Source organism: Kitasatospora sp. NPDC059571, assembly GCF_042735675.1.
GTDB lineage: Bacteria > Actinomycetota > Actinomycetes > Streptomycetales > Streptomycetaceae > Kitasatospora.
The window spans coordinates 7,530-21,500 of record NZ_JBHWBW010000094.1 but is presented as its reverse complement, the minus strand read 5'-3'; the positions used below and the strand labels follow the sequence as shown (position 1 = coordinate 21,500).

Annotated in this window: 14 protein-coding genes; 5 read left to right on the top strand and 9 right to left on the bottom strand. The window is 74.5% G+C overall.

Going from position 1 to position 13,971, the window contains the following annotated elements:
• Positions 1-1,389, bottom strand: a 1,389-nt coding sequence (locus ACFV0G_RS13960; RefSeq protein ID WP_380546246.1) for an alpha-amylase family protein, incomplete at its 3' end; no start/stop codon positions are given.
• A gap of 524 nt (positions 1,390-1,913) precedes the next feature.
• On the opposite strand from ACFV0G_RS13960, the gene ACFV0G_RS13955 reads away from it, so the two are divergent.
• Complete coding sequence (locus ACFV0G_RS13955) at positions 1,914-4,064, top strand: SpoIIE family protein phosphatase (RefSeq protein ID WP_380546242.1); 2,151 nt, start codon at positions 1,914-1,916, stop codon at positions 4,062-4,064.
• 156 nt (positions 4,065-4,220) lie between these two features.
• Positions 4,221-4,427 carry a hypothetical protein gene (locus ACFV0G_RS13950; protein ID WP_380546240.1) on the top strand — a complete coding sequence of 69 codons (207 nt, stop codon included), beginning with the start codon at positions 4,221-4,223 and terminating at the stop codon, positions 4,425-4,427.
• A 34-nt stretch (positions 4,428-4,461) separates the two neighbouring features.
• Here ACFV0G_RS13950 and ACFV0G_RS13945 read toward each other — a convergent pair whose 3' ends face one another.
• From ACFV0G_RS13945 to ACFV0G_RS13920, 6 genes are all read right to left on the bottom strand, one after another.
• Positions 4,462-5,187 carry a hypothetical protein gene (locus tag ACFV0G_RS13945; protein WP_380546238.1) on the bottom strand — a complete coding sequence of 242 codons (726 nt, stop codon included), beginning with the start codon at positions 5,185-5,187 and terminating at the stop codon, positions 4,462-4,464.
• A gap of 13 nt (positions 5,188-5,200) precedes the next feature.
• Entirely contained in the window at positions 5,201-7,357 is a 2,157-nt protein-coding gene (locus ACFV0G_RS13940; RefSeq protein ID WP_380546236.1) for a bifunctional lysylphosphatidylglycerol flippase/synthetase MprF, read from the bottom strand.
• Positions 7,358-7,520: 163 nt separating this feature from the next.
• Positions 7,521-7,937: a VOC family protein gene (locus ACFV0G_RS13935; protein ID WP_380546234.1), complete on the bottom strand. Its 417-nt coding sequence runs from the start codon at positions 7,935-7,937 to the stop codon at positions 7,521-7,523.
• Between the two features lie 9 nt (positions 7,938-7,946).
• Positions 7,947-8,321 (bottom strand): helix-turn-helix transcriptional regulator, encoded by a 375-nt coding sequence (locus ACFV0G_RS13930; RefSeq protein WP_380546244.1) that lies wholly within the window; start codon positions 8,319-8,321, stop codon positions 7,947-7,949.
• A gap of 100 nt (positions 8,322-8,421) precedes the next feature.
• The gene (locus ACFV0G_RS13925; protein WP_380546232.1) at positions 8,422-8,625 is read right to left on the bottom strand and encodes a hypothetical protein; all 204 of its coding nucleotides are present in this window, start codon (positions 8,623-8,625) and stop codon (positions 8,422-8,424) included.
• The gene (locus tag ACFV0G_RS13920; protein WP_380546230.1) at positions 8,622-9,287 is read right to left on the bottom strand and encodes a class I SAM-dependent methyltransferase; all 666 of its coding nucleotides are present in this window, start codon (positions 9,285-9,287) and stop codon (positions 8,622-8,624) included. Before ACFV0G_RS13920 ends, ACFV0G_RS13925 begins: the two co-directional genes overlap by 4 nt.
• A gap of 97 nt (positions 9,288-9,384) precedes the next feature.
• Here ACFV0G_RS13920 and ACFV0G_RS13915 point away from each other — a divergent pair, with 97 nt between their 5' ends.
• Positions 9,385-10,014, top strand: a complete 630-nt coding sequence (locus ACFV0G_RS13915) for a TetR/AcrR family transcriptional regulator (protein ID WP_380546228.1) — start codon at positions 9,385-9,387, stop codon at positions 10,012-10,014.
• Between the two features lie 33 nt (positions 10,015-10,047).
• Here ACFV0G_RS13915 and ACFV0G_RS13910 read toward each other — a convergent pair whose 3' ends face one another.
• Positions 10,048-11,220 (bottom strand): tetratricopeptide repeat protein, encoded by a 1,173-nt coding sequence (locus ACFV0G_RS13910; protein ID WP_380546226.1) that lies wholly within the window; start codon positions 11,218-11,220, stop codon positions 10,048-10,050.
• Between the two features lie 218 nt (positions 11,221-11,438).
• Between ACFV0G_RS13910 and ACFV0G_RS13905 the strand changes: the two genes are divergently transcribed.
• Together ACFV0G_RS13905 and ACFV0G_RS13900 are read left to right on the top strand one after the other, a co-directional pair.
• Positions 11,439-12,890, top strand: a complete 1,452-nt coding sequence (locus tag ACFV0G_RS13905) for a PQQ-binding-like beta-propeller repeat protein (protein WP_380546224.1) — start codon at positions 11,439-11,441, stop codon at positions 12,888-12,890.
• A gap of 64 nt (positions 12,891-12,954) precedes the next feature.
• The gene (locus ACFV0G_RS13900) at positions 12,955-13,443 is read left to right on the top strand and encodes an NUDIX hydrolase (protein WP_380546221.1); all 489 of its coding nucleotides are present in this window, start codon (positions 12,955-12,957) and stop codon (positions 13,441-13,443) included.
• A 10-nt stretch (positions 13,444-13,453) separates the two neighbouring features.
• On the opposite strand, the gene ACFV0G_RS13895 is transcribed toward ACFV0G_RS13900, so the two are convergent.
• Complete coding sequence (locus tag ACFV0G_RS13895; protein WP_380546219.1) at positions 13,454-13,846, bottom strand: HEAT repeat domain-containing protein; 393 nt, start codon at positions 13,844-13,846, stop codon at positions 13,454-13,456.
• Positions 13,847-13,971 lie beyond the last annotated feature (125 nt).

Below are 13,971 nucleotides of genomic sequence, written 5' to 3'. Positions count from 1 at the left end.
GCCCACGTACAGGGCGACGGCGTCGCCCGCGCCCACGGTGGCGGTGAAGGTGCCGTTGGCGGCCACCGTGTACTTGGTGCCGCTGCAGCCGCCGCCGCTGCTCGGGTCGCCGTGCTGGACGTCGCAGTAGGAACCGGCCGGCAGCGAGGTCTGGAAGGTCTGGGTGATCGGCCCGCTCTCGTGGTTGATGGCCACGTAGCCCTTGCTGCCCCGGCCGAACGCGATGGCGTTGTTGCCGTTGGACCACCAGTTGGTCACCGCGGTGCCGTTGACCGCGTTGCGGAAGCCCACCATGTTGGCGATCTGCCGCCACTCGTGCTGGCACTTCCAGCCGTCCTGGTAGCAGGCGTTGACCGTGCCGCCGTTGGGCGGGCCGGCGTCGATGTCGGTGAACTCGTAGCCGGAGTAGACGTTCGGCGAGCCGTACGGCCAGGCCAGCAGGTACACGTTGGCGAGCGTGTAGGTGTTGCCGTACTTGTAGTTGAGGGTGGAGCCGTTCCGCTCGGTGTCCCAGTTGTCGGTGAAGGTGCGGGAGTTGGCGGACGGGAGGTAGCCGGCGCCCCAGGAGTCGTTCCAGTTGCTGAGGTAGGCGAGCTTCTCGCTGGAGAAGATCCGCTTGAGGTCGTAGGCGCCCATGAAGGCGTCGACGTCGCCGGTGCCGGTGTACTCGCCGGGCTGGACGGCCTCGCCGGAGGCGTAGATGACCTCCTGCGCCCAGTAGATGCCGGGGTTGGTGAGCTTGGCCTTGATGGCGGCGAGGTCGCCGGAGGCGATGTGCTTGGCGGCGTCGATGCGGAAGCCGTCCACGCCCTTGGCGATCAGGCTGTTGAGGTAGGCGGCGATGGTGGAGCGCACGTAGTCGCTGCCGGTGTCGAGGTCGGACAGGCCGGACAGCTCGCAGTTCTGCACGTTGGACCGGTCGGCGTAGTTGCTGATGTTGGTCCGGCAGGAGTGGAAGTCCCAGTCCTGGTAGTAGCCGGGGTAGTTGTACTTGGTGTACACGGTGCCGCCGGTGCCCGTCCCGGAGCCCGCGCTCATGTGGTTGACGACGGCGTCGGCGATGACCTTGACGCCCGCGGCGTGGCAGGTGCTGACCATGTTCCCGAAGGCGGTGGCGTTCCCCAGGCGGCCGGCGATCTTGTAGCTGACCGGCTGGTACGAGGTCCACCACTGCGAGCCCTGGACGTGCTCCTGCGGCGGCGAGACCTCGACGTAGCCGTAGCCCTTGGGGCCCAGGAAGTTGGTGCACTCCTTGGCGACGGACGCGTAGGACCACTCGAAGAGGGTCGCGGTGACGGGCTTGCTGCCGGGGGTGGTGGCCTGCGCCGCCGTGGGGGCGGTGACGAGGCCGGCGCCGGCGGTGACGGCGGCGAGCGCGGCGGCGACCAGGGCGCGCCGGCCGTTCCGGGGGCTGCGGTGTCCGGCGGGGCGGACGGTCGTGCACTGGTCCTGGTGCTCGCGGGCGGAGTCGTCCACGGGGTCTCCTGTGGGGGTGGGAGCGGTTCGGCCGGGTGGGGTGGCCGAGGTGGCGTGCCCGCGCGCAGGGGCGGTGGCTCGCCATCTTGCTGCAAGACCGATGAAACTTGCTGGAAACTTTCTGCTCGCAGACCGTAGGGCTCTGATGAGGGCCCGTCAAGGCCTCGGACCGGCGACGGCCGCCCGCTCCGAGCGACGTGTTCGAACAACCCGGCCCGTTCGGGACGGGACGGCCGGACCCGGACCGGACGACCTGTCAGCCCGACCACCCGGGAAGGCCCCGCTCCGCTGCCCGGATCGGCCGCCGCGGCCCGTCGCCGGACGCCACCGCCGCACCGCGTCCGTCCGGGGCGGAACGCGCCGGGCGCCGTGTGGGCACGAGCGATCGGAGGTGGCATTTGCGACGATGTGACCCGACGGGCCAGAAGGAGCGGACCATGACCCAGCCGAGCCCCATCGCTGCTCTCGACGAGCAGGGAACGGTCGTTGCCTGGAGTCGCGCGGCCCGGCGCCTCACCGGGCTCACCGACGCCGAGACCCTCGGCCGGCAGGCGGCCGGCCTGCTGGCTGCCGTCGACACCGCCGCCATGGCCGGCGGCCTGACGGTGGCGCCCCTGCCCGGCGGCGACCGCCGACTGTGGGGCGTGTGGCCGCCCGGCCCCCTCGCCGAGCAGGTACGGCCGACCGCCGTCGCGGCCGCCTTCACCCAGTCCCCGATCGGGCTGCACCTCATCGGCTCCGACCTCCGGCTGCTGCGCGTCAACAAGGCCGCCTGCGCCATGCAGAGCGCCTCCGAGGCCCAGCTCCTCGGCCGCCCGATCCACCAGATCTACTCCCACTACGACCCGGACGTGATCGAACAGGCCGTCCGCCGCGTGCTGACCACCGGCGAGCCGGCCTTCGACCTCCTGGTCCGGGGCATCCCCCCGACCGACCCCGGCCACGAGCACACCCTCGCCATGTCGCTGTTCCGCGTCGAGGACGCCGAGTCCCGCACCGTGCACGTGGTGGCGGAGGTGGTCGACGTGACCCCGCGCGAGCGGCAGCGGGACCGCCTCGCCCTGCTCCAGCGCGCCCACGAGCGGATCGGCCGGCGCCTGGACGCCGCCCGCTGCACCCAGGACCTGGTCGAGGTCGCCGTCCCGGCGCTGGCCGGCACCGCGTTCGTCGCCCTCTTCGACGCGGCCGTCCGGTACGGCGACACCGGCCCGCTCCCCGGTCTGCGCTGCACGGCCGCCGTGAGCGGCACCGGGGACGCACCCGCGGTGGGCTCCGCCCTCGACCCGGCACCCTTCGCCGACCTGCTGGACGACCGCGCCCCGCACACCGACCACCCGGACAGCGGCGAGCCGACCCTGAGCGTGCCGATCCAGGTACGGGACACCCTGCTCGGCATCCTCTGCCTGCGGCACCCCCATCCGCGCCGCCCCTTCGACCAGGCCGGCGCCCGGCTCGTGGCCGACATCGCCGCGCACACCGCCCTGTGCATCGACAACGCGCAGCACTACGAACGCGCCCACGCCACCGCCCTGGCGCTGCACGGCAGCCGCCCCGGCTCCCTGCCGACCGGCCGGGCCGCGGCCGAGACCGCCCAGCGGTACCTGCCGACCGGCCCGGGCGCGGGCGCCTGGTTCGACGTCATCCCGCTCTCCGGGGCGCGGGTCGCCCTGACGGTCGGCCAGGTCCACGGCGGCGGCCCCGAGGCCACCGCCGCCATGGGGCAGCTGCGCTCCGCCATCCACGCCCTCGCCGCCCTGGACCTCGATCCGCACGACCTGCTGGCCCGCCTGCACGACGCCACCCGGCGGCTGGAGGCCGAGCGCCGCGCCGTCGGGAACCCGCGGAAGCTGACCGCCACCTGCGCGTACGCGGTCCACGACCCGGTCGCCATGCGCTGCACCATCGCCCGCGCCGGCCGCCAGAGCCTGATCATCGCCCTCCCCGACGGCAGCTGGAACGACTCCCCGCTCCCGGAGACCTCCCCGCTCGGCGAGGACGGGCCGCCGTTCTCGGCCGACGAGTTCCCCTTCCCGCCCGGCACCACCCTCGTCCTGCTCTCGTCCCCCGAGCCGGCCGGGTCCCGGACCCTGCAGCAGCTGCGCGCCGACCTGACGGAGGAGCCCGCGGCCTCCGCCCAGGACACCCTGGACCGCCTGCCCGTCGACCAGGCCGCCGCCCTGCTCACCCGCACCCGGGCCCTCGACCCCGCCGACATCGCGACCTGGGACATCGACCCCGAGCTCACCGCCGTCGCCGCCGCCCGCCGGCTGGCCACCGGACAACTCACCCACTGGGGCATGGAGGACCTGGAGTTCTCCACCGAACTGACCGTCAGCGAGCTGGTCACCAACGCCATCCGCTACGGCACCCCGCCGATCCGCCTGCGCCTCGTACGCAACCCCGCGGCGAGCACCCTGACCTGCGAGATCTCCGACGCTAGTCCGGCCGCGCCGCACCTGCGCCACGCCCGGGCCGGCGACGAGGGCGGCCGCGGCCTGTTCATCTCCGGCGAGCTCTCCGACAGCTGGGGCGTGCGCTGGACGGCCGACGGGAAGACCGTCTGGACGGAGACCTGCTTCCGCACCTGACCCGGGCGCTATCAGGGCGGGTGTCCTGCGCGCTGCCGCGCCGGTCGCCGACGGTGGCCGTGCGGCAGCGCCGCCACGACCGGGCGGGAGGCGTCGGGACACGCGGGGGCGACCCCGGTGGCGGTTGGTCATGTGCACGTGGGTCAGACTGCGGGCATGACAGTCGATCGCCGCCCGCCCGAGGCGCCCGCATTCTCCGAGTCCCGCCACGACGTGCCGGTGCCGCCACAGACCGTCGGCCGGTCGCAGCCGGCCCGGGAAGCGGTCTTCCTGGCCCCGCCCGCCGAGGCCGAACAGGCCGTCCCCGCCGTGCGGCGCCCGCCGGCGAGCACCCGGCCGTTCTCCCCGCAGGCCGGCGCCTGACCCGGGCGCCGGTGCCCGGGCCGGGCACCGGCGCTCAGCGCTGGGGCGTGCCGCCGACGAAGTCCTTCAGGGCGTCGAGCCGGGTCCGCCGGCCCGGCGGGTAGCGCTGAAGGGCGCGTTCGGCGCTGCGCGAGCCCGGCGGGTAGCGCCAACGGGCCCACGGCGAGTCGGGCTTGGCCAGCCGCAGGAAGGCGACCGGGGCGACCAGTGGCACCAGCAGTCCGATCACACCGAGCGCCGTCTTGCCCTTGAGGATCGTGCCGACGCACAGGGCCACGTTCACGAGCATGATCCCGGCGAAGATCAGGTGGTTGACGGTGCCCGACCCGGTGTCGGAGAACGGGTTGAACCCGGCGATCAGCAGCAGGCCGACCGCCACCGCCAGGAACGCGGCGTCGACCGACTTGCGGCCCTCGCGCGCCCAGTAGACGTCCTCCAGGTGCAGCCACAGCGCGAACTCGTCCAGGGCGAGTGCGGCGCCCGCACCGAACAGCACGGCCAGGATCTGCGCCCCCGGGCTGCCCGGGCGGTAGGAGAACTCGATCGCGCCGGCCACCAGCATCGCCAGGATCCCGTACACCTGGTGGTGCACGTGGGTGCCGCCGACCGCCACGTCGCGGAACGGCCCCCGGCCGGCCCTGATCAGCCGGGTGATCACGCGGGTCCCCACGAAGGTCAGCACGAACGCGCCGAGCATCCAGAGCCCGACGCCCTGCCCCGGTGACTGGACGATGACGGTGATCCCGGCTGTGGGGTGCACGGTCGCCGCTCCGTCAGTTCCGGTGCGCGGGCACGGTGAGCAGGTCGCGGACCGTGGCCGAGGGCACGTAGCAGCGGAGCAGGGAGACGCCGATCCGCGGCAGGTCGGCCTCGTCGCGGTAGAGCAGGTACATGGGCTCGTAGCGCGGCTGGAACTTCGCCTTGAAGGCGTGCAGGGAGCGGAACCCGTAGTACGGCTCCATGGCGCCGCCCAGCTGGTCGAGGATCCGGTCCAGCACGGTCGGCGCCTCGGCGGTGTCGGTGCGCGCCAGCGGTGCACCGGACAGCGAGAGGAACTGCGCGCCGTCCTCCCGCAGGGCCAGGCAGCTGGAGGCGATCATGAACTCGACCACCGGCCGGAACCCGTCCCGGCGCCGCCGCATCATGTCCAGCGTCCAGCCCTGCGGCACCTCGCCCTCGCCGTACACCGGCATCCACGAGGTCACGCCGTAGATGCGGCTGTCGCCGTCCACCGCCAGACCGACCTTCATCCGCGGGTCGAGCGCCTCCTCCACCCCGCCGAGCGTGAACCCCATCTCCGGCAGGCCCATGTCGCCGACCCACTCCTCGGAGATCCCGCGGACCTGGGACAGCACCTGGCGGGGCTGATCGGCGAGGGCGACCAGCCGGTACTCGACCCCGTCCTTCTTGGCCCGGTTCAGCGCGGTGCGCACGTCCTGCCAGGCCTTCCCGCGGAACTCCAGGCCCGGCAGGTCGATCACGGTGTCCTCGGCCACCTGCACCGACCGCCAGCCCAGCCCGTCCGTCGCCGCCGCGGCCTGCGCGGTCGCCGAGAACAGGCACGGCACCAGCCCCGAGCGGTCGCACATCTCCGCGAACCGGGTGATCGTCCGGGCCCGGGAGTCCGGGGCGCCCACCGGATCGCCCAGCGCGACCGCCACACCGGCGTGCACCCGGTAGGCCACGTAGCACTCGCCGTCGTCCTCCGGGAAGAAGTACGCGTTGTCCGGCCAGGTCGTCATCCAGGAGAGATTGCCGCCGCCGCGGCGCACCAGCAGCTCCGCCGCCCGGGTCTGCGGGTCGGCGTCCGACACCGCCGGCGCCGGTCCGTGCACCCGCTCCGCCGTGCTGCGCCGCCGCTCCCTGCGGCGCGGCCGCCGTGCCCGGAACGCCTCCCGGCCGGCCAGCAGCACGACGAGTTCGGCCGTCCACAGCACCGCGGTGGGGACGAAGACCGCGGCGCCGGTGACCGTCACGTCCGCGCCGGCGATCTTGCCGACCGTGTACACCACGGCGACGAGCAGGCCCAGCAGCGCGTTGAGCAGGCAGAGCAGCACCGTCCAGCGCCAGGCGATCCGGCGCCCGCCGCGCAGCCCGTTGACCAGCAGGCCGACCAGCACGACCGAGATCAGGACCTGCCAGCCCGACCCGCCCTGTCCGCCGGTGTCACCGAGCGGGCCGTTGCTCGGCGCCAGCCAGACCACCACCTGGATGGCTGCGATGAGGACGAGCCCGACCACCGCGAGCAGCCGCCACTCGCGGCGGCTCAGTCGGCCGGACGTCTCCGCGGCGCGGGGCACCCGCAGCCAGTGGGTCGCCAGCAGGCCGCCGGCGACGGCGAGCGCGTGCTCGAGGTCGTCGAGCCTGCCGACGTACAGCAGCGACACGCTCACATAGGCGGCCATGCCCAGGCGTAACCGCTGGCGCCACGGCGAGGGCAGCGTCGCGGAGGCCACCGCGCCCGCGCACAGCACGCCCGCCGAGATGCCGACGTCGATCGCACGGGCCTGGTCCTGCGCCCAGGCCCAGCCCGTGCCGCGCAGCAGGAACAGCACCAGGGCCGCCAGCAGTACGGCGCCGAGCTGGCCGGCCGCGGTCACGGCGGCCGTCCAGCGGATCCCGAGCCGCGCCTCCGCCAGCCCGACCAGGAGGAGGATCCCGAGGAGCACCGGGAGGTAGTCGATCGGGGCCGCGCAGAGCAGCGGGCCGGTGAGCAGCGTCCACCAGCGACTGGCCTCGAACGAGGGCAGTCCGTACGCGACGTCCGGGTACCACGACCGGTCGGACACCGCGTCCCAGAGCCCGCCGACGGCCAACCCGACCACCAGGACCACGGCGGCGGTCGCGAGGGTGAAGGGAAGGCGCCCCAACGCGGTGGCCGCCGACGTCCCGGCGCTGCGCCACCGCTGCGGCTTCGTTTCTCCGGGCACCTGGCACCTCCGCAAGGCTGTGGCCGACCCCACCCCTCACCGTCCGCGGGCCCGGCGGCCCTCGCTCAGGTTATCCGGATTCGGCGGCCGGGGCCGGGCGGGGAGCTCGCCCCCGGCCGCCCCCGGCACCTGCGGAAACACCGGCCGTGGTGCGGGATCCGGGCTACTTGCCGCGGGGCTGGTTGAACCGCAGCAGGTTCCCGGACGGGTCGCGGAAGGCGCAGTCCCGGACGCCGTACGGCTGGTCCATCGGCTCCTGGATCACCTCGCCGCCGGCGGCGCGGATCCGCTCGAAGGTCGCGTCGCAGTCGGCGGTGCGGAAGATGACGCCGCGCAACTGGCCCTTGGCGAGCAGCTCGGCCGCGGCCTTCCGGTCGGCGTCCGTGGCGTGCGGGTCGGCCAGCGGCGGCTCGAGGACGATCTCCACGTCGGGCTGGGTCGGCGAGCCGACGGTCACCCAGCGCATCCCCTCGAAACCGACGTCGTTGCGGACCTCGAGGCCGAGCGCGTCGCGGTAGAACGCGATCGCCCTGTCGTGGTCGTCGACGGCGATGAAGCACTGTGCAAGCTTGATGTCCATGCCCTCACGCTACGGACGGGCGGCGGCGTTCGCTTCTCCTTTCCTGACCGGGCGGGTGTGGATTTTGGCGACGCAGGCCGGGATCGCGGCGCCGGGGCCGTGGTCGCGGTCCCGGTACGCGCTCGGGCTCTCGCCGACCAGCTCGGTGAACCGCGAGCTGAACGAGCCCAGCGAGGTACAGCCGACCGCCATGCAGACGTCGGTCACCGACAGGTCGCCGCGCCGCAGCAGTGCCTTCGCCCGCTCGATCCGGCGGGTCATGAGGTAGCTGTACGGCGTCTCGCCGAAGGCCGCGCGGAAGCTGCGCGAGAAGTGGCCGGTCGACATCAGGGCGTCCCGCGCCAGCGCCGGGACGTCCAGCGGCTCCGCGTAGTCGCGGTCCATCCGGTCGCGGGCCCGGCGCAGCCGGACGAGGTCGGAGAGGGGCGGGTCAGGCGTGGTCACATCAGCCACGGTACAGAGCGCCCCCGACAATGTGCGGCGGTTACGCGATCGGCCCGCGGCGGGCGTGCGCGCGCAGCCCGCGGCGGGCGGCGGCGCCCGCCGCGAGATGGCAGGCCAGGCCGACCGGGACGGCGAGCAGGGGGAGCCTGCTGGCGAGCCAGAGGTGCAGGCCGAGTCCGGCGGGGATCAGGGCGAGCGCGGCGATCCGCAGGGCCCGGTTGGCGCGCAGGGCTGCCGCCGTCACCGGCCGGACACCGGCTTGACGGCCCGCACGTAGTGGATCCACGGGTGCAGGTCGCCGCGGTCGAGGTCGGTGAAGCCGGCCTCCCGCGCGAGCGGCTCCAGCAGGTGGACGGGGTTGTGCTCCATCACCGGCCCGGTGACGGCACCCACGAGGTGGCGGGCGGCGGGATGGGTCGGCGGCCGGAAGTCGGCGAGCAGCAGGCGGCCGCCGGGCCGCAGCACGCGGTGCATCTGGGCCAGGGCGCCCGCCCTTACGTCCTCCGGCAGGTGGTGGACCATCAGGCTGCTGGCCACGATGTCGAACGCGCCGTCGGGGAAGGGGAGGTCCTCCGCGATGCCGTCGGTGAAGGTGCAGTGCGCGTGGGCGTGTGCGCGGCGGCGGGCGTGCGCGAGGACGTCGGGGGAGGGGTCGACGCCCACGACGCTGCCGGCCGGGGTGACCGCGTCGGCGAGGTGGAGGGTGAGGTAGCCGGTGCCGCAGCCGACGTCGAGTGCGCGGTCGCCCGGGCGGGCGCCGCTCAACCGGGCGAGGTCGGTGAAGACCCGGCGGCGCCGGCCGCCGAAGAAAACCGTCCCGAAGGCCTCGTAGGCGCGTCCGTGCGTGAGGGTCTGCCCGCCGGTGCGGGTGTCCGCCGAGCCGTGCAGAAAGCGTGCGAGTTCCATGCCGAGCCCTTTCTTAGTGGCGACTAAGTAGCTCATAACTTAGTCACGACTAAGTTATCTGGCAAGGGGGCGGGCGGGAGCGCCTAGGATGGCCGCTGTGCCCGAACCAGCCCCCGCTCCGAAGCCGCGGCGCCCCCGTCTGAGCGCCGAGGACCGCCGTGCGTCGATCCTCGAGGCGGCTGCGGCGGTCTTCTCCGAAGTCGGCTACCAGCGCGGGAAGATGTCCGAGGTGGCCCGCCGGGTGGGCGTCAGCGAGCCGGTGGTGTTCCAGAACTTCGGCTCCAAGGCGGCCGTGTTCGCCGCCGTCCTCGACCACGCCGCCGCGCGCCTCTGCGCCGGCCTGCAGGAGTGGGCCGGCCGCTGCCCGAGCATCGGCACCTGGCTGGGTGAACTCCTCGAACCCGGGCACCTGGTCACCGTCCACGCGCGCGGCACCCTGGGCGTGCTCTTCTCCGACGCCATGACCGTCACCGCGGAGCCGCTGGTGCTCGATGCCGCCCGCCGCGGCAACCGGGCCGTGGCGCGGACCCTCTCCGACCTGCTCGCCGAGGGCCGGCGCGACGGCAGCATCCGTTCCGACGTCGACCCGGAGGCCGGCGCCTGGTGGCTGATCTCCCTCCTCGCCTCGCAGAACTTCCGCTTCACCGTCGCACCCGACCCCGCCCGGCAGGAGGCCGCCCTCGGCGCACTGACGCTGCGCCTGCTGACGGCCGACACCACCGCCTGACCCGCCGGGACCGGACCGGCGAACGGGTCAGGGTCAGGCGGATGCGCCCGCGCCGGCGAGGGCGGCCCGGGCCGCCCGCGTGCCGTGGTGGTCCTCCCCGAAGTGCGCGAGCCAGGCGTCGTGGCCGGCCGTCAGGAGCTCGACCGCCGCGGCGGCCCTGCCCCGCCGCGAGAGCGCCGTGCCGAGCACGGTGGCGGCCTCCAGCCGGCGGTGGTGGGACGGCCCGAGGTGGCCCTCGCTCAGCTCGACGGCCCGGCGCGCCTCCTGCTCGGCGTCGGCGAGGCGGTCCAGGGCGAGAAGTGCGGAGGCGCGGCCCAGCGCCACGGCGCCCGCCTCCTTGGCGGAGACGGGCGTGCGCTCCGCCATGCCGTCCAGGGCCGCCAGCGCCTCCCACGCCTCCCCGGCCCGCCCCTGGCCGACCAGGCACCGAGCAATGCCGAGTTGGAGCGTGCGGGCGAACGGCTCGTACCCGAGCCCGAGCGCCTCGTCCACGGCGGGCCGCAACACGGCCTCGGCCTCCTGGAAGCGGCCCTGTGCCGTCAGGCTGAACGCCAGACTGTTGCGCACCGACAGCACCGTGAGCTCCCGGTTCGCAAGCACCGAGCCCGACACGCCGTCCGTGTGGGCCCCGATGGCGGCGGCCTCCTCGGCGACCTCCTGGTGCCGACCGAGGTAGGCGAGGTGTGTCAGTCGATTGGTGCGCGCCCAGAGGTGCTCCGCCGCACCCTCCCCGGAACCGGGAACGCGCGCGGCGTGGGCGGCCAGGCACGCGGCGGCCTCGTCGTGCCGACCGAGGTCACCCAGGGCCAGGCCGAGCGTGCGGCGGGCCGAGAACGGTCCGAACACCGTGGCCTCGGGCTCGGTCGCCAGGGCGGACCGGGCCGTCTCGACGGCCTCCGCATGCCCTCCGCCGAGCCGCACCACCTCGGCGAGGACGGTCCGTGCCTGGGCCATGGCCGCCCCGGACACTCCGCCCGCCGCTGCCCGGATGCTGCGCCGCAGCACCTCCTCCGCCTCCGCCCGCCGGCCCAGGCGGACCTGTGCGACGGCGACCGCGGCCCGGCACTGCAGAGTGATGGGCATATCCGCGCCCCACCGGCGCGCCGCGGCCGCCTCGGCCCGCTGCGCCGACGCCTCGGCCGCCGGCCACTGCTCGCGCTCCACCTGCTGCTCCCAGCGCCCGAGCGCCGCCCTGACCTGCCTCATCGTCCAACGCTGTGCCAGCACCGCAGCCGTCCTCTCCCGGGAATGGCGCAGATCCTAGGGACATCGACCGGCGGATCCCTCTGCGGGGGGGTCCGGGCCGGACGGTGTTCCGCCGGCGGCCCGGGGCTTGTCGGTGGGCCGGCCTAGTGTCAGGGGTGTCGGAGGGGATGACGCACCGTCCGACGTCCCTCCCCCCCTCTTGCCCGGAAGGTCCCGCCATGTCCACAGTCGTAGCCGACGAGCAGGTCACGTACCTGGAGCTGTCCGAGGACGGGGGCGGTGCGCACAAGTTCTACCAGGTCACGGTCGCCGGTCTGCAGGTGACCGTGGTGTACGGCCGGATCGGCGAGGAGGGCCAGGCGAGGACGACGGCGTATCCGACGGCCGAGAAGGCGCAGGCGGCGGCCGCGAAGAAGGTCGGCGAGAAGGTCCGCAAGGGGTACGCCCCGGCGGTCCGCGGTGTCCGGCAGCGCCGCGCGGTGACCCGCCGTGCGGTGCCGAGCAGCCCGTCGACGGCCCGTCAGGCGCCCGTGCTCTGGCGGTTCCGCTCGGGTGCCCCGGCCTTCGGCATCTTCGTCGGCGAGGAGCACGCCTGGGTGGGCAACGAGTCCGGCGACGTCTACATGCTGACCCACGACGGGCGGGTCACCGCCCGTTACGGGCTGCCGGACGGCGTCAAGTGCCTCGTCGCGGACGACTGGTGGATCTACGCCGGGTGCGACGACGGCAAGGTCTACGACCTCGGCGGCAAGGTGCCGCGGGTGGCGTACGAGATTGCCGCGGACGTGGACATCTACTGGCTGGACATCCACGACGGCGTGCTCGGCGTCTCCGACGAGCGCGGTGGCCTGACCACGGTCGACCACGAGGACGAGTTCCAGTGGCGGCGCAAGGCCGACGGCCGGGACGGCTGGATGGTCCGCTGCGACGCCGACGGCGTCTACCACGGCCACACTCGCGGCGTCTCGCGCTACGACGCCCGCACCGGGGACCCGGTCTGGCACACCGCCACCGCCGGCGGCGTCCTCTTCGGCTGGCAGGAGCGGGACGAGGTGTTCGCGGGCACCTCCCGCGGCGCCGTCCACCGCCTGCGCAAGGCGGACGGTTCCCAGGTCGCCCGGTACACCTGTGACGCCGCGGTGTTCTCCTGTGCCGCCTCGCCGGACGGCCGGTACGTCTTCGCGGGCGACAGCCACTCCTCGGTGTACTGCTTCGCCGCGGACGGCACCCGGCTGTGGAAGCTGGCCACCGGTCACGGGTCGGCGTACAGCATGCAGTACCGCGACGGGCGCCTCTACCTCGTCACCACCGACGGCTCGCTGGTCTGTCTGGACGCGAGCGAGGAGGCCGTGCGGGCCGCCGAGGACGGCCGGGTGCCGCAGGCCGCCGAGGTGAAGGCGGTCGGCGTCGAGCGGGTGCTGCCGGGCGCCGCCCTGGAGACCGTGACGGCGGTGCAGGCGAGCACGGCCGGCGGCGTCGAGGTGGAGTGCGTGCAGGAGGGCGGCCGGATGCGGGTGCGGGTCGTCTCGGCGGGCTACGATCCGTCCTGGCGCGTCCAGTTCCCCAAGGACATCCGGATCGCCGGATCGCGCTACCTGGTCGCGGAGGTGCTGGAGTCCGGCCGCGGCGGCTTCTACCGCGCCCGCGGCGACATCCGCCGCCTGCTGTAGGCCGTGGCCGTGCGGGCTGTGCCACCGGCCGGACCGGCCGGCGGTGGAGAGGACGGGGGGAACGGTGCGGGTCCGCGTGTGCGCGGTGGTGCTGGGCGACGGCGGGATCTGCCTGATCCGCCGCGAGCGGCCGGCCGGGGTGCAGTACTCGCTGCCCGGCGGACTGGCCGAGGACGGCGAGCCGCCGCTCGCCGCGCTCCACCGGGAGCTGGGCGAGGAACTCGGCCTGGACACCGCGGCGGTGGACGGGCCGCCGGTGCTCCGGTGGGTCCAGGAACAGACCAGCACCCGCCCCGGCAGGGACGGCGTCTTCCGGCGCCGCCACCTGGTCTTCGTCCTGCACCTGCCCCCGGGAGCCCGCGGCACCCTGGCGACCGCGGAACTCGACGCTCCCGACGCCGCGCCGATCGTCTGGCCTGACCCGGCGTCGGCGGCCGGACTCCACCTCTACCCCGCCGTCGGCGCCGTCCTCGCCCGGATCGGCGACACCCCGCCGCCGACGGGGCCCGCGCTGCTCCCTCCGATGACGGACGCCACGTACAGCTGGCGCTGAGCCGGCCGGGTCAGCGGGCCGGTGCGGTCAGTGCACGCAGGGCGGCGGCCGCCGCGTCGCGAACGCACTGTTCGCCGTCGTGCCCGGCCAGGTGCTGCAGCTCGTCCCGTGCGTCCCGGGCGCCGACCCGGCCCAGCGCGGTCACCGCGCGCACGCGCACGCCGTGATCCGGATGGATCAGAGCACGCCGCAAGAGCCCGCTCGCCGCGACGCCACCGCGCATTCCCAGTGACACCGCGGCCTCGCCGCGTGTGCGGGAGCACGGATCGGACATGAACTCCGTCAGCGACCGCACCGCCAGGTCCGCTTCACAGTCGGCGCGACCGAAGAACCAGGCGAGCGACTGCCGCAGGCGAGGCGGTGCCGCCCTGCTCCACGGCACGTACGGGAGCAGGGCGTCCACCGCGGCAGGTCCCGGGGCGTGCGGCGCGCGGGCGGGGGGTTACTGGATGTTTCGGTGAGCCGCCGAACCCCCTACGAGCGGCACCAGCGCCGCCAGCCCGGCGCCGGGCGCGGGGGCGGGGGGCG

What these genes read in the sequence shown, in the direction of transcription:
- ACFV0G_RS13955 (WP_380546242.1), top strand. Translation starts at nt 1,914, where the DNA reads ATGACCCAGCCGAGCCCCATCGCTGCTCTCGACGAGCAGGGAACGGTC.
- ACFV0G_RS13950 (WP_380546240.1), top strand. Translation starts at nt 4,221, where the DNA reads ATGACAGTCGATCGCCGCCCGCCCGAGGCGCCCGCATTCTCCGAGTCC.
- ACFV0G_RS13935 (WP_380546234.1), bottom strand. Translation starts at nt 7,937, where the DNA reads ATGGACATCAAGCTTGCACAGTGCTTCATCGCCGTCGACGACCACGAC.
- ACFV0G_RS13930 (WP_380546244.1), bottom strand. Translation starts at nt 8,321, where the DNA reads ATGGACCGCGACTACGCGGAGCCGCTGGACGTCCCGGCGCTGGCGCGG.
- ACFV0G_RS13920 (WP_380546230.1), bottom strand. Translation starts at nt 9,287, where the DNA reads ATGGAACTCGCACGCTTTCTGCACGGCTCGGCGGACACCCGCACCGGC.
- ACFV0G_RS13910 (WP_380546226.1), bottom strand. Translation starts at nt 11,220, where the DNA reads ATGAGGCAGGTCAGGGCGGCGCTCGGGCGCTGGGAGCAGCAGGTGGAG.
- ACFV0G_RS13905 (WP_380546224.1), top strand. Translation starts at nt 11,439, where the DNA reads ATGTCCACAGTCGTAGCCGACGAGCAGGTCACGTACCTGGAGCTGTCC.